The sequence below is a fragment of the Mesorhizobium sp. B1-1-6 genome, assembly GCF_006443035.1.
Lineage (GTDB): Bacteria > Pseudomonadota > Alphaproteobacteria > Rhizobiales > Rhizobiaceae > Mesorhizobium.
Genome location: NZ_VFWR01000002.1, coordinates 288661 through 309163 on the forward strand (window position 1 = coordinate 288661; position 20503 = coordinate 309163).

The 20503-nt window shown below is 63.7% G+C and carries 23 protein-coding genes; 17 read left to right on the forward strand and 6 right to left on the reverse strand.

Annotation, left to right across the window (positions count from 1 at the left end; genetic code table 11):
• Positions 1-116: 116 nt before the first annotated feature.
• Positions 117-1319 (forward strand): GGDEF domain-containing protein, encoded by a 1203-nt coding sequence (locus tag FJ979_RS05030; RefSeq protein ID WP_140518098.1) that lies wholly within the window; start codon positions 117-119, stop codon positions 1317-1319.
• Here the strand turns inward: FJ979_RS05030 and FJ979_RS05035 are convergent.
• Positions 1303-1665 carry a hypothetical protein gene (locus FJ979_RS05035; RefSeq protein WP_140580167.1) on the reverse strand — a complete coding sequence of 121 codons (363 nt, stop codon included), beginning with the start codon at positions 1663-1665 and terminating at the stop codon, positions 1303-1305. The two genes, FJ979_RS05030 and FJ979_RS05035, sit on opposite strands and share 17 nt — an antisense overlap.
• A gap of 442 nt (positions 1666-2107) precedes the next feature.
• On the opposite strand from FJ979_RS05035, the gene sdhC reads away from it, so the two are divergent.
• From sdhC to FJ979_RS05060, 5 genes are all read left to right on the forward strand, one after another.
• Positions 2108-2527, forward strand: coding sequence for a succinate dehydrogenase, cytochrome b556 subunit (sdhC, locus tag FJ979_RS05040; RefSeq protein ID WP_140580168.1), 420 nt, complete (start codon positions 2108-2110; stop codon positions 2525-2527).
• Positions 2528-2529: 2 nt separating this feature from the next.
• Positions 2530-2925, forward strand: a complete 396-nt coding sequence (sdhD, locus tag FJ979_RS05045; RefSeq protein ID WP_140518101.1) for a succinate dehydrogenase, hydrophobic membrane anchor protein — start codon at positions 2530-2532, stop codon at positions 2923-2925.
• 4 nt (positions 2926-2929) lie between these two features.
• Positions 2930-4765 (forward strand): succinate dehydrogenase flavoprotein subunit, encoded by a 1836-nt coding sequence (gene sdhA / locus FJ979_RS05050; RefSeq protein WP_140524668.1) that lies wholly within the window; start codon positions 2930-2932, stop codon positions 4763-4765.
• Positions 4766-4804: 39 nt separating this feature from the next.
• Positions 4805-5584 (forward strand): succinate dehydrogenase iron-sulfur subunit, encoded by a 780-nt coding sequence (locus FJ979_RS05055; RefSeq protein ID WP_140518103.1) that lies wholly within the window; start codon positions 4805-4807, stop codon positions 5582-5584.
• A gap of 105 nt (positions 5585-5689) precedes the next feature.
• Positions 5690-6316 (forward strand): DUF480 domain-containing protein, encoded by a 627-nt coding sequence (locus FJ979_RS05060; protein ID WP_140559263.1) that lies wholly within the window; start codon positions 5690-5692, stop codon positions 6314-6316.
• Positions 6317-6364: 48 nt separating this feature from the next.
• Here FJ979_RS05060 and FJ979_RS05065 read toward each other — a convergent pair whose 3' ends face one another.
• Positions 6365-6790, reverse strand: coding sequence for an OsmC family protein (locus FJ979_RS05065; RefSeq protein ID WP_140492697.1), 426 nt, complete (start codon positions 6788-6790; stop codon positions 6365-6367).
• Positions 6791-7003: 213 nt separating this feature from the next.
• Here FJ979_RS05065 and FJ979_RS05070 point away from each other — a divergent pair, with 213 nt between their 5' ends.
• Both FJ979_RS05070 and FJ979_RS05075 read left to right on the forward strand, forming a co-directional pair.
• Positions 7004-7231: a hypothetical protein gene (locus tag FJ979_RS05070; RefSeq protein WP_140492694.1), complete on the forward strand. Its 228-nt coding sequence runs from the start codon at positions 7004-7006 to the stop codon at positions 7229-7231.
• Complete coding sequence (locus FJ979_RS05075; protein ID WP_140492691.1) at positions 7228-7584, forward strand: YciI family protein; 357 nt, start codon at positions 7228-7230, stop codon at positions 7582-7584. Before FJ979_RS05070 ends, FJ979_RS05075 begins: the two co-directional genes overlap by 4 nt.
• Before the next feature lie 13 nt (positions 7585-7597).
• Here the strand turns inward: FJ979_RS05075 and FJ979_RS05080 are convergent, their stop codons facing one another.
• Positions 7598-8857: a ubiquinone biosynthesis hydroxylase gene (locus FJ979_RS05080; RefSeq protein WP_140580169.1), complete on the reverse strand. Its 1260-nt coding sequence runs from the start codon at positions 8855-8857 to the stop codon at positions 7598-7600.
• A gap of 99 nt (positions 8858-8956) precedes the next feature.
• On the opposite strand from FJ979_RS05080, the gene tesB reads away from it, so the two are divergent.
• From tesB to FJ979_RS05115, 7 genes are all read left to right on the forward strand, one after another.
• Positions 8957-9817, forward strand: a complete 861-nt coding sequence (gene tesB, locus FJ979_RS05085) for an acyl-CoA thioesterase II (RefSeq protein WP_140524665.1) — start codon at positions 8957-8959, stop codon at positions 9815-9817.
• A 249-nt stretch (positions 9818-10066) separates the two neighbouring features.
• Positions 10067-10405, forward strand: coding sequence for a P-II family nitrogen regulator (locus tag FJ979_RS05090; protein WP_013528889.1), 339 nt, complete (start codon positions 10067-10069; stop codon positions 10403-10405).
• 32 nt (positions 10406-10437) lie between these two features.
• Positions 10438-11790 (forward strand): ammonium transporter, encoded by a 1353-nt coding sequence (locus tag FJ979_RS05095; RefSeq protein ID WP_140492683.1) that lies wholly within the window; start codon positions 10438-10440, stop codon positions 11788-11790.
• Between the two features lie 304 nt (positions 11791-12094).
• Entirely contained in the window at positions 12095-12370 is a 276-nt protein-coding gene (locus FJ979_RS05100; RefSeq protein WP_140492681.1) for a hypothetical protein, read from the forward strand.
• A gap of 213 nt (positions 12371-12583) precedes the next feature.
• Entirely contained in the window at positions 12584-15250 is a 2667-nt protein-coding gene (locus tag FJ979_RS05105) for a DNA translocase FtsK (protein ID WP_140580170.1), read from the forward strand.
• Positions 15251-15385: 135 nt separating this feature from the next.
• Entirely contained in the window at positions 15386-16066 is a 681-nt protein-coding gene (locus FJ979_RS05110; RefSeq protein ID WP_140513951.1) for an outer membrane lipoprotein carrier protein LolA, read from the forward strand.
• A 130-nt stretch (positions 16067-16196) separates the two neighbouring features.
• On the forward strand, positions 16197-17003 hold the full coding sequence (locus FJ979_RS05115) for an exodeoxyribonuclease III (protein ID WP_140492674.1): 807 nt from the start codon (positions 16197-16199) through the stop codon (positions 17001-17003).
• Positions 17004-17125: 122 nt separating this feature from the next.
• On the opposite strand, the gene FJ979_RS05125 is transcribed toward FJ979_RS05115, so the two are convergent.
• Positions 17126-17581: a cyclic nucleotide-binding domain-containing protein gene (locus FJ979_RS05125; RefSeq protein WP_140492671.1), complete on the reverse strand. Its 456-nt coding sequence runs from the start codon at positions 17579-17581 to the stop codon at positions 17126-17128.
• 121 nt (positions 17582-17702) lie between these two features.
• Positions 17703-18386: a response regulator transcription factor gene (locus FJ979_RS05130; protein WP_091576052.1), complete on the reverse strand. Its 684-nt coding sequence runs from the start codon at positions 18384-18386 to the stop codon at positions 17703-17705.
• Between the two features lie 165 nt (positions 18387-18551).
• Between FJ979_RS05130 and FJ979_RS05135 the strand changes: the two genes are divergently transcribed.
• Positions 18552-19067, forward strand: coding sequence for a L,D-transpeptidase (locus FJ979_RS05135; RefSeq protein ID WP_224656206.1), 516 nt, complete (start codon positions 18552-18554; stop codon positions 19065-19067).
• Positions 19068-19161: 94 nt separating this feature from the next.
• On the opposite strand, the gene FJ979_RS05140 is transcribed toward FJ979_RS05135, so the two are convergent.
• Entirely contained in the window at positions 19162-19398 is a 237-nt protein-coding gene (locus tag FJ979_RS05140) for a hypothetical protein (protein ID WP_140563946.1), read from the reverse strand.
• Positions 19399-19563: 165 nt separating this feature from the next.
• On the opposite strand from FJ979_RS05140, the gene gcvA reads away from it, so the two are divergent.
• Positions 19564-20496 (forward strand): transcriptional regulator GcvA, encoded by a 933-nt coding sequence (gene gcvA / locus FJ979_RS05145; protein ID WP_140492662.1) that lies wholly within the window; start codon positions 19564-19566, stop codon positions 20494-20496.
• The last annotated feature ends 7 nt before the right edge of the window (positions 20497-20503 follow it).

Below are 20503 nucleotides of genomic sequence, written 5' to 3' on the forward strand. Positions count from 1 at the left end.
GCGATGGCAAACATCGTTCGGCCAATGTCCGAGGCGTGCGCGAGCCTCGATATGACCTCACGTTAACTTCTTTTTCGCCCGTCGATGGTTTGCTGCCGTCAGGGGCTTGGGAAATCATGGGCGGCGCGGACTTCATCCTTGTCATCAATCTGTTCGTTGCCGGGCTGCTGGCGGCGGCCTTCATGGCGATCGCCGTCTATGACATCGGACGCGTCTCGGCACGCTGGCTGGCGTTCGGCTATGTGCTGGGCATGGCCTATTTCGTCGTTGAGTTCAGCATTCCCGCCTTCGACAATGCGCGGCTGGTGGTCGTCGCAGCCTTTGCCGTTTTCCTTGGCGCCACCATCGCCTTCAACGGCGGGCTTGCGCATAGATACGGCGTGACGCCGCCCTGGTCGGCGATGCTCCTGATCCTGGCCGTTGCGTCTGTCGCGGTCTATTTCGCCCAGGATCTGCCGCGCCAGTCCCTAGTCAGCAAGATGGCCTACCAACTGCCCTACGCCGTCATGCAGCTTACCGGGTTCGGCATTGTCTGGTCGTCCAGGCAAAGGCGTGGCCGGCTCGATCGGATGCTGATGGCGGTGCTGGCGGCCAGCGCCATGCAGTTCGCCAGCAAGCCATTCATCGCCGATGCGCTTGGCGGCCGCGGCGCCGCCCCACAATCCTATCTGCAGACCAGCTATGCCCTGGTATCGCAATCGCTCGGCACCGTGTTCGGCGTGGCGCTGGCCTTGCTGGCGCTGGCCATACTGGTGCGCGACGTGCTCGCCGAGGCGACGTCGAAATCGGAAACGGACACGCTGTCGCGGCTCCTCAACCGCGGCGGCTTCGAGCATCACGCCGAGAGGGCGCTGGGGGAAGCGGCGCGCCGGGGCGTCCCAGTCGCGCTGGTCATCGCCGATCTCGACCACTTCAAGTCCATCAACGACAATTACGGCCATGCCTCGGGCGACCGGGTCATCGAGGCCTTTGCCCGCTTCCTGCGCGAGGCCGCGGCCGACCACCATGTCGCCGGTCGTATAGGCGGCGAGGAGTTCGCCATCATCCTGCCAGGCACCAACCTTGCCGCCGCGCGGCTGTTCGCCGAAGGCGCGCGCAGCGCCTTCGGGACGCTGCCCATCGACGGGCTCCCCGCCGACAATCGCTGCACGGCAAGCTTCGGCGTCGCCGAGCTTCATGCCGGCGAGCATTTTTCCGATCTGATGCGGCGTGCCGATGAAGCGCTCTATCAGGCCAAGGATGCCGGGCGCGACTGCGTGCGCGTTTCCGCCGGGCCAGCCAGGCCAGAGGCCGTGGCGCTGTTCAGCGGCAGGGGCTGAGCTCGGGCATTTCGCCGTCGGAGAGGCCATACATATAACTGCGCCCCTTCACGAACACCGGCGGCCGATAGCAGTCGCCATAGCCCGACATCTCGTCAGCCCCGTTCTCGTAGATCACCTTGGGCTGGCCGGCGCTGGTATAGTCGGACAGCTGCTTGGCGAGCTTGCCTTCGCCGACGAGGATGCGCTTGTAGCCGGCGGCACTGTCGATGACGAGATTGCCGAAGGAATCGGCGTAGACCCGATCCTGGTGGCGTCCGTCCGCCAGCGCCGGCGCGGCGAAGCCGACGGCCAATACCGCCACTGTGAGCGCCGCAAGGCGCGATCTGCCCGAATTCGAACGCATGGCGTCCTCCATATTGGAGACAAAGCCTCCTCGATTCGGAAATTAACCTTTTCTTAACCTTTGTTAAGAGGCTGGCGCGGTTCTCACCCATGTCTTGATAAACATGGTTAACGAGGCACATGACGCGATCGTGATCGACGGTCGCGAGGCGCTGGTGATGAAAGCGGGCTCGCGCCGCTGACCTGCACCCGCTGAGCCGAAGCCCGCGCCCGCCACATATATGCTGCACCGCAGCGAGAACGGGCCGGCTTGGCATCGTCGACGCCTAATCGATTGAAGCCCGGACCTGCCTTTTAATCAGACTAAATTACGTTTTCGAAACGGTTTTCTGGCTTTGACGCGGTGCAAAAAGAGCATTAGAAACCGGCTGTCCGAAGTCGCAACCGGAAGCGGCAATGCCGCATTCCACCTGAGGCTCCAGGAACGCCGAACTGGGGGAGCCATGAGCAAATCACCAGCCACCCGCGAATTCGCCAGACGTGAACGGCCGCTTTCGCCGCACCTCAGCGTGTACCGGCCGCCGATCACCATGACGATGTCGATCATCCATCGCATCACCGGCGGCGCGCTCTATTTCGGCACGCTCCTGGTCGCGATATGGCTGATGGCGGCGGCGAGCTCGCAAGCCACTTTCGATTGGGTGAGCTGGGCCTTCGGAACCTGGCTCGGACGGCTGATCCTGTTCGGCTACACCTGGGCGCTCATGCACCACATGCTGGGCGGCGTGCGCCACCTGATCTGGGATACCGGCGCCGGTCTCGAAAAGCATACCGCCTCCAGGATCGCCTGGGCGACCCTGGCCGGCTCGGTCCTGCTCACGCTGCTGATCTGGATCGCCGGCTATATGGCGCGAGGAGCCTGACCATGAGCACTGGAAAGACCGACATGCGCACGCCGCTGGCGAAAGTCCGCGGCCTGGGGTCCGCCCGCGAAGGCACCGGGCATTTCTGGCGCCAGCGCCTCACGGCAATCGCCAACATCCCGCTGATCCTGTTCTTCACCGGGTTCCTGGTCGCGCTCAACGGCGCCGGTTATGCGGAGGTGCGGGCAGCGCTCGCCAACCCGCTCGTGGCGCTGATGATGGCCCTTGTGCTCATCTCGCCGCTTTATCACATGCGGATCGGCATGCAGGTGATCATCGAGGATTACGTGCATGGCGAAGGCATGAAGCTGGCGCTGATCGCCCTCAACACTTTCTTCACCGTAGCGGTCGGCGTGGCTTCGCTCTTCGCCCTGCTCAAACTGGCATTCGGAGGCTGACGTTTTGGCCAAGGACGCGAAAGAAGCCAATACGGCAGGCTATACCTATGTCGACCACAAATTCGACGTCGTGGTCGTCGGTGCCGGGGGCGCGGGACTGCGCGCTACGCTGGGCATGGCCGAACAGGGCCTGCGCACCGCCTGCATCACCAAGGTTTTCCCGACCCGCTCGCACACGGTGGCGGCGCAGGGCGGCATTGCCGCTTCGCTTTCCAACATGGGCCCGGACTCCTGGCAGTGGCACATGTACGACACCGTCAAGGGTTCGGACTGGCTGGGCGATGTCGACGCCATGGAATATCTGGTGCGTGAAGCGCCGGCCGCCGTCTACGAACTCGAGCATTACGGCGTGCCGTTCTCGCGCACGGAAGAGGGCAAGATCTACCAGCGGCCGTTCGGCGGCCACATGATGAATTACGGCGATGGCCCGCCGGTGCAGCGCACCTGCGCGGCCGCCGACCGCACCGGCCACGCCATCCTGCACACGCTCTACGGCCAGTCGCTGAAGAACAACGCGCAGTTCTTCATCGAGTATTTCGCGCTCGACCTGATCACGGAGCCGGACGGCACATGCACCGGCGTCGTCGCCTGGAACCTCGACGACGGCACCATCCACCGCTTCTCGGCCAAGATGGTTGTGCTGGCGACAGGCGGCTATGGCCGCGCTTATTTCTCGGCCACATCGGCCCACACCTGCACCGGCGACGGCGGCGGCATGGCCGCGCGGGCGGGGTTTCCCTTACAGGACATGGAGTTCGTGCAGTTCCACCCGACCGGCATCTACGGCGCCGGCTGCCTGATCACGGAAGGCGCGCGCGGCGAGGGCGGCTATCTCGTCAACTCCGAGGGCGAGCGGTTCATGGAGCGCTACGCGCCGTCGGCCAAGGACCTTGCCTCGCGCGATGTCGTCTCGCGCTGCATGACGCTGGAAATCCGCGAAGGCCGCGGCGTCGGCAAGAACAAGGACCATATCTTCCTGCACCTCGATCATCTCGATCCGGCGGTGCTGCACGAGCGGCTGCCCGGCATCTCGGAATCGGCAAAGATCTTCGCCGGCGTCGACCTCACCAAGGAGCCGATTCCGGTGCTGCCGACGGTGCACTACAATATGGGCGGCGTGCCGACCAATTACTGGGGCGAGGTGCTCAACCCGACGATCCTTAATCCCGATCGGGTCTCGCCCGGCTTGATGGCGGTAGGCGAGGCCGGCTGCGCCTCGGTGCACGGCGCCAACCGGCTGGGATCGAACTCGCTGATCGACCTGGTCGTGTTCGGCCGCGCGGCGGCGATCCGTGCCGGCCAGGTCATCGACCGCAAATCGGCAATCCCGTCGCCCAACCAGGCCTCGGTCGACAAGATCATGGACCGCTTCGACCGGCTGCGCCACGCCAACGGCTCGACGCCGACGGCGGTTCTGCGCGAAAAGATGCAGCGCGCCATGCAGGAAGACGCGGCGGTGTTCCGCACGCAGGAATCGCTGGAGAACGGTTGCAAGCGCATTTCGCAGATCTGGGGCGAGCTCAAGGACATAAAGGTTTTCGACCGCTCGATGATCTGGAACTCCGACCTGGTGGAGACGCTGGAGCTGGAAAACCTGATGGCCAACGCCATCACCACGGTCTACGGCGCCGAGGCCCGCAAGGAGAGCCGTGGCGCGCACGCGCGGGAGGATTTCTCGGCCCGTGACGACGCCAACTGGCGCAAGCACACGCTCGCCCATCTGAGCGAGACCGGTGAGGTGACGCTCTCCTATCGTCCGGTGCACACCGAACCGCTGCTGGCCGAAAAGGACGGCGGCATCAGTCTCGCCAAGATCGCGCCCAAGGCCAGGGTGTATTGAAATGACGTCCAGCCGCGTCATCCGAAAGGACCTGAGGTAATGGTCGAACTCACGCTCCCCAAGAACTCGAAGATCCAGCAGGGCAAGACCTGGCCGAAGCCGGAAGGCGCGACCAATCTCAGGGAATATCGCATCTACCGCTGGTCGCCGGATGATGACGAGAACCCGCGCATGGACACATATTTCGTCGACATGGACGATTGCGGGCCGATGGTGCTGGATGCGCTGCTCTGGATCAAGAACAAGATCGACCCGACGCTGACCTTGCGCCGCTCCTGCCGGGAAGGCATCTGCGGCTCCTGCGCCATGAATATCGACGGCTCCAACACGCTCGCCTGCACCAAGGGCTGCGACGACATATCGGGTGCCGTCAAGATCTACCCGCTGCCGCATATGCCCGTCATCAAGGACCTGGTGCCCGACCTCACCAATTTCTACGCCCAGCACGCCTCGATCGAACCGTGGCTGAAGACGGTCTCGCCGCAGCCCGCCAAGGAATGGCTGCAGAGCCATGAGGAGCGTGAGAAGCTCGACGGGCTCTACGAATGCATATTGTGCGCCTGCTGCTCGACCTCTTGCCCGAGCTATTGGTGGAACGGCGACCGTTATCTCGGCCCGGCAACCCTGCTGCAGGCGTATCGCTGGCTGATCGACAGCCGCGACGAGGCCACGGGCGAGCGGCTCGACAATCTCGAGGACCCCTTCCGGCTCTATCGCTGCCACACCATCATGAACTGCGCGCAGACCTGCCCCAAGGGCTTGAATCCGGCCAAGGCGATCGCGGAAATCAAGAAGATGATGGTGGAGAGAAGGGTTTAGGCGCTCGCTCGCGGCAATCTTGAACGCAGCGATCCTTCGCGCCCCCTTTCTCCGGCAGGACAAAAGGGGCGCTGTCTTGCCAGCTTCAAAAAGGATTGCAATCCAATGACGGACCTCCCCATCCTGTCTCCTCCCGAAGCGCGTGTGCTCGGCTGCCTCATCGAGAAGAAGGAGCTGACGCCGGACGTCTATCCGTTGACCCTCAACGCAGCGCTTGCCGCCGCCAACCAGAAGACGGCGCGCGAGCCCGTCATGGCGCTGGAGCAGACAGAGGTGCACCGGGCGCTGAAGCTGCTCGAGCAGAAGGGGCTGGTGCGGCAGATGTTCGGCTCCCGCGTCGAGCGCTACGAGCACCAGATGGCGCAGCGCTTCTCGCTGACCACGCCTCAGACCGCCTTGGTCGGTCTGCTTTTGCTGCGCGGGCCGCAGACGGCGCATGAATTGTTGGCACGCAGCGAGCGCATGGCAAGGTTTTCATCGATCGAGGATTTGCGCGGTGAACTCGATATGCTGATCGGCCGTCGACCGCCGCTCGTTCAGGAAATCCCGCGCGGTCCAGGCCAACGCGAGGACCGCTATGTGCATCTCCTCGCCGGGCCGGTTGACGTTGCCGCCCTGTCGGCGCAGCGCACTGCATCGGCCGTGCCCGCTTCCGACCTCGAAGCGAGAGTGGAGGCGCTGGAGCAGGAAGTCGCAGCCCTTCGCGCCCGGCTCGACGCGCTGGGCGCCTGAGCGGTCGGGCGTGTCCGGCGCGACCATGCGCGCCGGGATGCCGTGGTCTCAGCCGAGCCTGGCGTCGAGCGATACGTTGATGGCGCCCAGCGCTTTGGAAACAGGGCATTCGGCCTTGGCCTTCTCGGCCAATTCCTTGAACTTCGCGGCGTCGATGCCGGGCACCTTGCCGACAAGGGTGATCGCGCTGCCCGTGATGCCGGTGCCGGGAACCAGCGTCACCACGGCCTTGGCGTCGAGCTCGGCCGCCGGGGTGCCGTTCTCGGCTAGGAAATGCGACAGCTGCATGGCGTAGCAGCCGGCGTGCGCGGCCGCGATCAGCTCTTCCGGATTGGTGCCGGATTTGCCGCTCTCGTCCTCGAAGCGTGCCTTGAACGAATAGGGCGTGCCGTTCAGGGTCCCGCTCTGGCTGTCGAGCGTGCCTTTGCCGTCCTTCAGATTGCCCTTCCAGACGGCGGTTGCGGTGCGGTCCATGAATTCCTCCTTGGTTGTCGTGAACTTGTCCAGGTGAGCCCAGCGTCCGGCCAACTATAACGCGGGCGTGCGCGAAGACCACTGCGCTGTTTGGACCACGGCGTGATGACGGTTCATTCCTTTCGAAAAAAATCCGCGTGCAAAAATGTCGGCTTCCATTCGGCCCGACCGTCCTGCGGGCGACCACGGGATTGTGGCCGGATGGAGGTTCACATGGACAATCTGTTTTTCGCAATATGGAAGACCCCGGGCCGCAAGGCTCAACGACGGCAGGACTTCTGGCTGGAGCCGCCGCCGTCCGGTGTCCGCAGGCTGCTGGCGGCTGTCGCCATCGTCGCGGTCGCGGCATGCCTTCTCGACCATGCGGCAGCGGTCGAAGGCAAGGCTGACACGCTCGTCGCCGCATCCTATGATTCATCGCAGCAAGGGAGCGCGAAATGAAATATGTCTGCCTGGTCTATGGTGAGGAGAAAGACCTCTACGCGCTCACTCCGGAAGGATCGGCCAAGCTCGACGCCGATTCGCTGGCCTATGACCGGTCCTTGGACCAACAAGGCAAGCTCATCGTCGCGCAGGCGCTGCAATCAGTGAAGACCTCGAAGACCGTGCGCCGTCGCAAGGGCAAGCGGCTGGTCACCGACGGCCCGTTCGCCGAAACCAAGGAGCAGTTGCTCGGCTTCGTCATGATCGAGGCGAAGGACCTCCAGGAGGCGCTGGACATCGCCGGCGGCATTCCGCTGGCCGAACTCGGCACGATCGAGGTCCGGGCGATCTATGACGTGCCCGGGTCATAGATGGCGCGGCGGGTCAGATCGCCTCGCCCTTCAAAAGGCGCGGCGTGCCGGCCGAAAGCCCCGACGCCTGGCGGATGAAGAATTCCTTCAGCCGCGGCATGCGTTCGACCAGGCCGAGGCCGATGTCGCGCACCGCGCGCAGCGGGCCGATATCGTTGGAAAACAGCCGGTTCAGCACATCTGTCGTGACGCCCATCTGCACCGTGTCGAAACGGCGCCATTGCTGGTAACGCTCGAGCACGTCGAGCGCGCCGATATCCTGGCCCAGCCGGTCGGCTTCTACGATCACCTCGGCCAGGGCGGCGACATCCTTGAAGCCGAGATTGAGGCCCTGGCCGGCGATCGGGTGGATGCCGTGGGCGGCATCGCCGGCAAGCGCCACGCGCGGCGCGACGAAGGCGCGCGCGATGGTAAGACCCAGCGGCCAGGCGCGCGGCTTGTCGGCGACGCGGATCTCGCCAAGCTTGAGGCCGAAACGCTGTTCCAGTTCGTGCTCGAAGAGGAGGTCGTCGCCGGCGACCAGCGTTTGAGCATCTTCCGACCGCTCGACCCAGACGATCGACGAGCGGTTGGAGCCGTCCTCGCCCGGCTTCAGCGGCAGCGTGGCGAAGGGTCCGGCGGGCAGGAAATGCTCTTCGGCACGACCGTTGTGGGGCCGTTCATGTGCCACGGTGCAGACGATGCCGGACTGGCCGTATTCCCATTTCACCGTCTTGATGCCGGCCATGTCACGCAGCTTCGAGTTGACGCCGTCGGCGGCGACCAGCAGCCGCGCCTTCAGCGTCGCGCCGTCGGCCAGATGCACGGTGATGCCCGCACCATTGGTTTCGAACCCTTGCACGGCAACGCCTTCGATGATGTCGACGCCGAGCTTTTCGGCGCTGCGGCGCAAGGCGCCGTTCAGCACCCGGTTGGCCACCATATGTGCGAAGGGCTCGCCCGGCGCCACCTCGCCGTCGAAAGTGAGGAAGACCGGGCGCACAGGATCGGCGGCACGCGAATCGGTGATGATCATCTCGGTGATTGCCTGCGCTTCCGGCGCGATCTCGGCCCAGACGCCGAGCCGCTCGAGCATGCGGCAGGCGGCCGCCGCAACGGCCGAGGCGCGCCCGTCCCTTTGCCAGGAGCCGGGGAGTGCGGCATCGACCAGGGCCACGGCAAGCTCCGGTTGCGCCTGTTTCAGCGACACGGCGGCAGCCAAGCCGACATAGCCGGCGCCGGCGACCAGAACATCGAGCCCGGACCTGGTTTTCGCCTCTGCCTTGCCTTCCATGGTCTTCGCTCCTTGCAAGCCAGCCTGCCATCCGCCCTTGACGGCCCGTCCTTCCTGTCGGAAACCCGCCGAGGAAATCTTGAGGCGAGGTCACGACACATGACGGCGGCCATGGACGAGCTTCTGCGCATTCTCGACCTCGAGAGGCTGGAACACAATCTGTATCGTGGTCGCAGCCCCCAGGTGGAGTGGCAGCGCGTGTTCGGCGGCCAGACCATCGCCCAGGCGCTGGTGGCGGCGCAGCGGACCGTCGAGCCCGACCGCTACGTGCATTCGCTGCACGGCTATTTTATGCGGCCGGGCGACATCAAGGTGCCGATCATCTACGAGGTCGACCGCATCCGCGACGGCGGCTCCTTCACCACCCGCCGGGTGCTGGCGATCCAGCACGGGAACGCGATCTTCTCGCTGGAAGCCTCGTTCCAGGTCGATGAGAAGGGGCTGGAGCACCAGTTCGCTTTGCCCGACGACGTGCCGCCGCCGGAAGGGCTGAAGACGCAGCGCCAACTGCTCGAAAAGGCCGACCGGGTGCCGGAAGCGGTGCGACGCTTCTGGGCGCGCGAGCGACCGCTGGAGCTCAGGCCGGTCAATCTCCAGCACTATGAAAGCCGTGACAAGCTGCCGCCCCGGCAGAATGTCTGGATCCGCCTCGCCGGTCCCGTCCCAGACGACCGCGCGCTGCAATCGGTGTTGCTCGCCTATCTCTCCGACATGACGCTGCTCGACACCTCGACCTTCGCGCATGGGCGCGGGCTGTTCGATCCCGACATCCAGGCGGCCAGCCTCGACCATTCGATGTGGTTCCACCGCCCGCATTCGCTCGACGGCTGGCTGCTCTACGCGCAGGACAGCCCCTCGAGCTCGGGATCGCGCGGATTCAGCCGCGGCACGCTTTATGCCCGCGACGGCACGCTGATCGCCTCGATGGCCCAGGAAGGCTTGATCCGGCTCAAGCGTTGAGCAGTCCTTTCGACCAAAGCCCGCCAAATAGGCGTTTTCTGAAAACTGCTTAATTATTGAGCAGAAGCTGTGCCGCGCTCATCGGTACGGTGCGATCGCCGGTGCGTCAATTCCTTTGTTTACAACCAGTTAACACGCTGCTTCGGCAATTGGCACGGAGCTTGAATCCTCGTCGGCACTCTCCGGCTCCTCGGGATCGGTGAAGGTGTGCAAACGCGGGGGACCGCAACAGCAAAAGGGTGAAACCTTATGAAAATCGTGATGGCAATCATCAAGCCGTTCAAGCTCGACGAGGTACGCGAAGCGCTTACCGCCGTCGGCATCCAGGGCCTGACCGTCACCGAAGTCAAAGGCTACGGGCGTCAGAAGGGGCACACGGAAATCTATCGCGGGGCGGAATACGCGGTCAGTTTCCTGCCGAAGATCAAGATCGAGGTCGCGGTCAGCGCCGACATGGTCGACAAGGCCGTGGAGGCCATCACCGCAGCCGCCAAGACCGGTCAGATCGGCGACGGCAAGATCTTCGTTTTCGGCATCGACCAGGCGGTGCGCATCCGCACCGGCGAAACAGACACCGACGCGCTCTGAAGCGGCGAACACGTATTCCAATGGAGAGTTCAATGAATATTCCTTCCACCTTGAAGAAGACGGGACGCGCCGCCCTTTTTGGCTCGCTCGCTCTCGCAGCGTTGGGCAGCGTCGCCGCCCTCGCGCAGGAAGCGGCTCCGGCCGCGGCTGCCGCCGCCCCGGCCGCTCCCACCCCGGTGCTCGACACCGGCAACACCGCCTGGATGCTGACTTCGACGGCGCTGGTGCTGATGATGACCATCCCCGGCCTGGCACTGTTCTACGGCGGCATGGTGCGCAAGAAGAACGTGCTTGCCACCGTCATGCAGAGCTTCGCCATCACCTGCCTGGTGACGGTGCTGTGGTTCATGTTCGGCTATTCGCTGGCCTTTTCCGACGGCGGCGGCATGAATGCCTATCTCGGGGGCTTCTCGAAGTTCTTCCATCACGGCATCACCACCTCGACGCTGTGGGCGCCGGGCGTGGCTAACATTCCTGAATTCGTCTTTTCGATGTTCCAGATGACCTTCGCCATCATCACCCCGGCCCTGATCGCCGGCGCCTTTGCCGAGCGCATGAAGTTCTCGGCCCTGCTGATCTTCATGGCGCTGTGGCTGCTGGTCGTCTATGCGCCGATCGCGCATTGGGTCTGGGGCGGCGGCTTCCTCGGCGCTGCCGGCGTGCTCGACTTCGCCGGCGGCACGGTCGTCCATATCAATGCCGGTGTCGCGGGTCTCGTCTGCGCCCTGGTCCTGGGCAAGCGCGAAGGCTACGGCACCACCAACATGGCGCCGCATAACCTGGTCTATTCCGTGATCGGCGCTTCGCTGCTGTGGGTCGGCTGGTTCGGCTTCAACGCCGGTTCGGAACTCGCCGCCGACGGCCTCGCCGGTGCCGCGATGCTCAACACCCAGGTTGCCACCGCGGCAGCGGCGCTGGCCTGGATGTTCGCCGAATGGATCGTCGCCAAGAAGCCCTCGGTGCTCGGCATCATCTCCGGCGCCGTCGCCGGCCTTGTCGCGGTGACGCCGGCTTCCGGCTTCGTCAACCCGACGGGCGCCTTCATCGTCGGCATCGTCGCCGGCGTCGTCTGCTACATCTCGGCGGTCAAGGTAAAGCACATGTTCGGCTATGACGACTCGCTCGATGCCTTCGGTGTCCATGGCGTCGGCGGCGTGGTCGGCGCATTGCTGACCGGCGTGCTCGCCGACCCGGCAATCAACAGCCTGTCCTCGGGCGCGTCGATCGGCAAGCAGCTCTACGGCATCGTCTTCACCATCCTGTGGACGGCAATCGCCACCTTCGTCATCCTCTACATCGTCAAGGCGCTCGTCGGCCTGCGTCCATCGACCCAGGAAGAGGTCGAGGGTCTCGACATCAGCCAGCACGGCGAAGTGGTGCCGTAAGGCCTCTTTGCCATGGGACCGGCGGACCTCCTCCCGCCGGTCCCATCTCTTTCTGTAATCGCGTACGGAAAACCGCTGCACGTCTTCTGGAACTTGAAATCCCGTCGTGACGCTCCGCAAGGTGCTCACGCCTTGAGGCCCGGATCGCTCCGGGCCTCTTTTTTGGAGCCCGTTTGATTGAACGAGCGCAATCACGTTCGCGTGATTGAGATTTTCGAGGAAACATCGGACGTCTTGGCATCGAACTCCCGGGCACGACCACTGTTCGGCGGTCGTTGCAAACAATAGGGAAGGAAACTATCCAATGAACGTCAAGAATATCTGTCTCGGCGCGCTCGCTCTTTCCATGGTCAGCGGCATGGCATTTGCCGGGGCTCTCGACGAACCCGACAATATGGCCCCGTTCTTCACCGATTCCAGCATGAAAACCATGAAGCCAATGGCGGAATTCAAGACCGCTTTCATGGCCATGCCAATGGAAAAACAGGATACGATGAAGAAGGAATGCCAGGACGCGGCGATGAGCAAGCCGCACGCCGAGTTCTGCGCCAACGTCCAGGCGCTCGGCGGAGCCAACTGAGACCGCAGCGGATCAGGCCCACCGAGCCTGATCACCCTGCCGTTGCCGATGCAGAAATGGCGGGCCGTGAGGCTCGCCATTGTTATTTGCGGCAGGCGGGTGGGGCCCTTGCCATGGTTAATGCGGCCTTAACCTTCCCACGCATAGTCTGGCAGCCAAATCTGCCGAAGTGCGTCACGCGCTCGGGCCAGGCAATCACTGACGGGGAAGAGCATGCGTTCAGGGGCTTCAGCACCGCTCGCGCTGACCGATACGGGGCACGGCATCCAGGCATTCGCGCGACGCCAGGTCGGCCGGCTTGTCGGCGCCGGCATGTTCGCGTTCACCGCTTTCGGCGTCGCCAGCCTGGCCACCTGGAATGTCGCCGACCCGAGCTTCTCGCACGCCACAGCCAACACCGTCACCAATGCCATGGGCTATGCGGGTGCTGTCTTCTCCGACATCGCCATGCAGTTCTTCGGCCTTGCCGCCGTGGCGGCGCTGGTTCCGGCCGTGATCTGGGGATATCTCCTGTTTTCGGCGCGTGGCGTCGACAGGCTGCCCAGGCGCGGTCTGTTCTGGTTCGGCTTTGCCCTGCTGGCCGCCGCGATCGCCGGCTGCGTGGTGCCGCCCAAGACCTGGCCGCTGCCGACCGGGCTCGGCGGCGTGTTCGGCGACATGGTACTGAAGATTCCGGGCGTCGTCATCGGTGGCTATCCGACCGGGCTGGTGGCCAGCGTGCTCGCCATTCTGATGGCCGGGCCGGCGCTATGGCTGTTCGCCTACGGTTCGGCGCTGATCGCACGCAAGAACGGTTTCGCCGTCATGGAGGAACCGGCCGCCGCCGATCCGCGTGAGGATGAGCTGCTGTTCGACAATGACGAGGATGAAGGCGACGAAGGCATACTGGCGCTCGGCGCAATGACCCATTGGTGGCTTTCGTTCCGCGCCTGGATGCACCGCCGCGCCGTGCGCCGCAGGCAGCGGCGGGACGAATTCGAGCCGGGAATGGAGCCGCGCGCCAGCGCCTGGCGGCGTGCCGCCGAACGGGTCGAATCGGCCGAGTTCGCCGAGCAGCGGATGAGCCCGGATGGCCGTGCCCGCGTCGAACCGGAATTCTTCGCCGCCATGGTCAACGACCGCAGCGTTTCCGTCGATCCGGACGATGACGTCTTCGACGGTCGCTTCGACACCGGCGATGACGATGTCGATTTCGACGATGAACCCCTCGTCCAGCGTCGCGCGGCTCCCACCGCCAAGGTCCAGCCGTTCCGCTCGGATGCCGCCACGCGCGTTGAAGCGCCGGCGCCGCGCCCGGCCCCGGGTGCGCGCGTCCAGCGCGAGGCGCAGACCTCGCTGATCGGCTCGGAAAAATTCGAGATGCCGTCGCTGCATTTCCTGTCCGAACCGAAGAACGTCGCGCGCGACCCGAGCCTCTCGAAGGACGCGCTGGAACAGAACGCCCGCCTGCTCGAAGGCGTGCTGGAGGATTTCGGCGTCAAGGGCGAGATCATCCATGTCCGCCCCGGCCCCGTCGTCACGCTCTATGAGCTGGAGCCGGCGCCGGGCATCAAATCATCGCGCGTCATCGGCCTCTCCGACGACATCGCCCGCTCGATGAGCGCCATCGCCTGCCGCGTCGCCGTGGTGCCGGGCCGCAACGCCATCGGCATCGAATTGCCGAACGCCAAGCGCGAGACGGTGTATCTCAGGGAAATCATGGCCAGCCGCGATTTCGAGACCACCAAGGCCAAGCTGGCGCTGGCGCTGGGCAAGACCATCAACGGCGAGGCGGTCATCGTCGATATCGCCAAGATGCCGCACGTCTTGGTCGCCGGCACCACCGGCTCGGGCAAGTCGGTCGCCATCAACACCATGATCCTGTCGCTGCTCTACCGGCTGACGCCGCAGGAATGCCGGCTGATCATGATCGATCCCAAGATGCTGGAGCTCTCGGTCTATGACGGCATCCCGCACCTTTTGACGCCTGTCGTCACCGACCCGAAGAAGGCGGTGGTTGCGCTGAAATGGACCGTGCGGGAGATGGAAGACCGCTACCGCAAGATGTCGAAGGTCGGCGTGCGCAATATCGACGGTTTCAACGCACGCGTCCAACAGGCGGAGAAGAAGGGCGAAAAGATCTCGCGCACGGTGCAGACCGGCTTCGACCGCCAGACCGGCGAGGCGATCTACGAGACCGAGAATCTCGACCTCGAGCCGATGCCCTACATCGTCGTCATCATCGACGAAATGGCCGATCTGATGATGGTTGCCGGCAAGGACATCGAGGGTGCCGTCCAGCGCCTGGCGCAGATGGCTCGCGCCGCCGGCATCCACGTGATCATGGCGACGCAACGTCCGTCCGTCGACGTGATCACCGGTACCATCAAGGCCAACTTCCCCACCCGCATCTCCTTCCAGGTAACGTCGAAGATCGACAGCCGCACCATCTTGGGCGAGCAAGGCGCCGAGCAGCTGCTCGGCATGGGCGACATGCTCTACATGGCCGGCGGCGGCCGCATCCAGCGCGTGCACGGCCCGTTCGTCTCCGACGACGAGGTGGAGAAGATCGTCGCGCATCTGAAGCTGCAGGGCGTGCCGGAATATCTCGACGCCATCACCGAGGACGATGATGAGGACGAGGACGAGCCCTCCGGCAAGGGCAGCTCGGGCGGCGGCGGCGGCAATTTCGAGGATTCCGACGACCCTTACGACCAGGCGGTGTCCGTGGTGTTGCGCGACGGCAAGGCCTCGACCAGCTATATCCAGCGGCGTCTGGGCATCGGCTACAACCGCGCCGCTTCGATCATCGAGAAGATGGAAAAAGAAGGCATTGTCGGCCCCGCCAATCATGCCGGAAAACGCGAGATCCTGGTGCCGACCGAAGAGGACAAATTCTGATCGCGAAAGATACCGGCGGCAACTTTGAACCTTCTGGCGCGTTCAAGCGGTAAGCAGCGTTCGCGCCGTCAAACTTCAGCCCAACTGGGGGTTCAGGACAACAACAAATCAGGACTCAAGATGAGAGTGACCGACATGAAAAACGATCTTTCCGCGCTCGGCGATCTTGCCCCGACGCGCCGTCAGCTGCTTGGCCTCGGCCTGGTGCTCGCGGGCGCTGCCGCCCTCAACGTGGTGCCCGGATTCGAGCTGCTGGCATCCGCGCAGGCGGCCGTGCCGGCGGCCGCGCAGAAGATCGCCGATCATTTTTCCTCGGTTAAGTCGATGAGCGGCGAATTCGTGCAGTTCGGCCCCAAGGGCGAACAGACCGGCGGCAAGTTCTTCCTGGAAAGACCGGGCAAGATCCGCTTCAACTATGACGGATCCTCGAATTTCCGGGTGATTTCGGACGGCAAGTCGGTGGTCATCCTCAACAAGAAACTGAACACGTCCGATCTCTATCCCTTGTCGAAGACGCCGCTGAAACTGCTGCTCGACGACCGGATCGATCTCTCCGGAAACCGCGTCAAGAGCGTCAAGGAAGAGGACGATCTCACCACCATCCAGCTCTCGGACAAGTCGGTGTTCGGCAATGCGCGGATCACCATGATGTTCGATCCGAAGACCTATGATCTGCGCCAGTGGACGATCACCGATGCGCAGGGCAAGGACACCACGGTGATGATCTTCAACACCAAGGAAGGCGTCAGCTTCGCTCCCGACACGTTTGCCATCGACTATACGGCCAATCGCGAGCTGAATACGAAAACCAGATAGCTTTCCTCGCGCTGGCGAAGCCTTTCGTGCAGTTTCGGCGGCGCGGCGCCGACCTCCGCAACTGCTGCAATGCTTGTCTTTATGGCGCGGGGCTGGCAGTAGTTCGGCGATCTTTCGCCGGACCCGCCAAATGCCCTTTTCCATCGCCACCTGGAACATAAATTCCGTTCGCCTGCGCATGCCGATCATCGAGCGCCTGCTCGATGAATACGCACCCGATGTGCTTTGCCTGCAGGAAACAAAAGTTCCCGACGAGCTGTTCCCCGAAAAGGCCTTCCGCAGGCTCGGCTACGGGCACATCGCCTTTCACGGTCAGAAGGGCTATCACGGCGTGGCGACGGTCGCGCGCCGGCCGATCGCGGTGGTCGAGAAGCGCCGCTTCTGCGACATCGACGACAGCCGGCATTTGTCGGTGACCGTGCGGGCCGGCGGCAAGACGATCCTGCTGCACAATTTCTACGTTCCGGCGGGCGGTGACGAACCGGACCCGGAAGTCAACCGCAAATTCAGGCACAAGCTCGATTTCGTCGCCGAGATGAACGCAATCCGCGCCGAACACAGCGAAGTGTCCGCCTCGGTCCTGGTCGGCGACCTCAACATCGCGCCGCTCGAACACGATGTCTGGTCGCATAAGCAACTGCTCAACGTGGTCAGCCATACGCCGGTCGAGACGGAGAGTTTCGAGGCCATGCGGCTGGCCGGCGACTGGGTCGACCTGATGCGGCTCAACGTGCCATCAGAACAGAAGCTCTACACCTGGTGGAGCTACCGCGCGCAGGACTGGGAGGCATCCAACCGCGGCCGGCGGCTTGACCATGTCTGGTCGTCACCGAACCTGGTGCCTGATTTCACCGGCTACGAAATCCTGCGGGCGGCGCGTGGCTGGGAACGTCCCTCGGACCATGTTCCGGTCATCGCGCGGTTCAACCTGGACTGATCAGCCGGGCCGGCGCTTTTCCCACTCCGGCGACAATTGCGTCAAGCCGCTCGGTCGCCATGATGAAGGGCAGGTCATTTTCGGTGGCGCGAACCAGCCGGAACTCCACCTGTCTCTCCCGTTCACTCGGAAAAGCGCGGCGCCAGCTTCTCGATGCGGTGGATCATTGCCTGAAAGTCTTCCAGGATGCGCTGGTGGAGCTGTGCCGCCAAATCCGGATATTCCTCCAGGATGCGGCGGAACATCTTTCGGCTGAGCCGGATCACCTCCGAATCGACCGCGGCCGATGCACTGGTCAGCCGGTTGGTGTCGGCGATCAGCGCCAGTTCGCTCAGCATGGTGCCGGGGCCGGCCGTGCCGATAGGGATGCGTTCGCCTGTCTGCTCGCGGTAGAGCACGATCTCTCCGCTGACCACGATATAGGCCGAATCAGCCATATCGTCCTCGCGATAGAGCTTGTGGTCTGCCTGCAGCAGCATGGTCTCGGCGCCGAAGGCGAGCAGGCGCAATTGTTCCTGCGTGAAGCCCTCGAAAAGCCTCACGGCTGACAGGATGCGGATGTCGTCATCCAGCGCCATCTAGCTGTGTCCCCGAACGGTCAGTCCAATCCCTCCTCTGCGGTGCGATCCAGAATCCCGCTCCAACAGGATCGCACCCAAAAGCAGCCCCGCCCAGACCGCTTATTGGATAATAAAATGTTTAAGGAACCAGCTTGTAGCCACCGCTTTCTGTCACAAGAATTTCCGCATTGGAAGGATCGCGCTCGATCTTCTGGCGCAGGCGATACACATGGGTTTCCAGCGTGTGCGTGGTAACGCCGGAATTGTAGCCCCACACCTCCTCGAGCAGCACGTCGCGCGTCACCACCTTCTGGTCGGCGCGGTAGAGATATTTGATGATCGAGGCCTCCTTCTCCGTCAGCCGCACCTTTGCGCCGCGCGGGTCGATCAGCAGCTTCTGGCTTGGCTTGAAGGTGTAGGGGCCGACCGAGAAGGTGGCGTCCTCGCTTTGCTCGTGCTGGCGCAGCTGCGCGCGGATGCGCGCCAAAAGCACCGCGAAGCGGAACGGCTTCGTCACGTAGTCGTTGGCGCCGGCTTCGAGGCCAAGGATCGTGTCCGAATCGGTGTCGTGGCCGGTCAGCATGATGATGGGCGCCTTGTAGCCGCCCTTGCGCAGGATCTTCACCGCTTCGCGGCCGTCCATGTCGGGCAGGCCGACATCCATGATCAGCAGGTCGATGAGGCCGCCACGCGCCGCGGCGACGCCTTTTGCCGCAGTGGACTCCTGCAGCACGTCGAATTCCTCATAAAGGGACAATTGCTCGACCAACGTGCCGCGCAGGTCGTCATCGTCGTCGACGATCAGGATGGTTCGTGAAGTCATGGATCAATCCGTTGTTTTGAAAAGAAAATTCAGTTGACCGCTGCCTGTTTATGCGGAAGCTGACCGGCACAACAGCCGATCACAGTGATTTGTTCCGTGGCACGATCATACAAGAAAAAACACGATCGCAATGCAGCCGGCGCAATTTTGCGAAAAGGACTGCGGGTGCTGACCGTGCGGGCAAGGCCCGGCCGTCCCAGCCAGGGGCTGCTGCAGGCGGGCAGAACGGTGTTTGCCTGCGCGCTGGGGCGTGGCGGCATCTCGGCGGGCAAGCGCGAAGGCGACGGCGCCACGCCGCTTGGCCAAATGCGGATCCTGTCGGGTTATTTCCGGGGAGACCACTTCTCCAGCGGCCGCATCACCCGGCTGGCGATGACGCCGATCGGGCCTGATCTCGGCTGGTGCGAAGTGCCCGACGACCGAAACTATAACAGGCCAGTCAAGATCCCCTACGGCGCCAGCCACGAACGCATGCGGCGCGACGACAGGCTCTATGATGCCTGCCTTGTGCTCGACTGGAATATAACGCCGCGCCGCCGCGGACGCGGCAGCGCCATCTTCTTCCACCTGGCGCGCCCGGGCTTCACGCCCACGCAAGGCTGCGTCGCGGTGACCGCACGCACGATGGCGCGCCTTTTGCCGCTGCTGTCGGACCGGACGGTGGTGAGGGTGGTAAGGTAGGGAGTAGGGAGTAGGGAGTAGGGAGTAGGGAGTAGGGAGTAGGGAAATAGGCAGTCGGGCTCTTCCTAATCTCTAATCCCTACTGCCTACCTCCTTACCTCCGTGGCTGCTGCCAACCGATGTCGAGCAGGCCCAGCCGGCCGCGTTCGCGGTCCATGGCACGGGAGACGTCTTTGCGCGTGGCGCCGACATCGCGCAACTGGCGGTCCGACAGATCCTCGACATCGTCCTGCGGCAGGCTTGCCGCGACCTTGGCCTGGCGGAGCCAGTCGAACGCGGCGGTCAGCCAGTTCAACCGGCTCGCGGGAGCTCTCAAAGCTATGTGAGACATGATGCGGTTCCTTCCATCCGGACATAAAATCCGGTTTGATATTGGTTCGATGGTTGCATCATGCCCGATTGAAAGATTGGAGAGAAACGAGTAGTTCTTTCCGGATTATCAAGTTTTCTTTGAGGATCAGGGCGCCATGACCGCGTCTGTTCTGGGGCCGCGCTGATGGCCCGCCTGGTGCCGGGAACCCGGGCGCTGAGGACGCTGGAGGCAGCGGCCCGGCATCTCAATTTCACCCGGGCCGCCGACGAACTCGGCCTGACGCCAGCCGCCGTCAGCCACCAGATCAAGGAGATCGAAGACCAGCTCGGCATCGTCCTGTTCACGCGTTCCAGCCGCAGCATCCGGCTGACGGAGGCCGGAACGGTGCTGTTCGAGGCCTCTGCCGATGCGCTCGACCTGCTTGGCAAGGCCGTCTCGCGGGCGCAGAAGATGACGCGCGGCACGACGCTGCTGAAAGTAACGCTCGACGCCCAATTCGCGACGAAATGGCTGATGCGGCGGGTCGAGGATTTCCGAAAAAAACATGAAGGCATCGAACTCAGGTTCGACATCGCCTACGGATTGCGGGATTTCGACCTCGACGATGTCGATGTCGGCATCCGCTTCGGCGCCGGCAGATATCCGGGACTTTGCGCGCACCGGCTGTTCGACAACGTCATCATTCCGGTGTGCAGCCCGAGCCTGCTGGCATCAGGTCCGCCGCTGCGCGAACCGCGCGATCTCTTCCATCACACGCTTGCCCATATCGAATGGGCGCGGCAGGGCGTGACCTGGCCGAACTGGCGCATGTGGATGGCGGCAGCCGGCGTCGACGATTTCGACGACAGCCGCACCATCGTTTTCGGCACCTCGGCCGACGCGGTCCAGGCGGCGATGGAGGGCAGCGCCGTGGCGCTCGCCGATTTCGCCATGGTGGCCAACGACCTTTCCGAAGGTAGGTTGGTGCGGCCTTTCGAACTCGGCATCAAGGTCGCGCCGGAATTCGCCTATTTCCTGGTCTATCCCAAGGAACTGGTGAACGATCCGCGCATCGTTGCCTTTCGCACGTGGATTCTGGAGGAAATGGCAAAATCCCAAACCGCGGACCGGGTGTAGCGGAGGC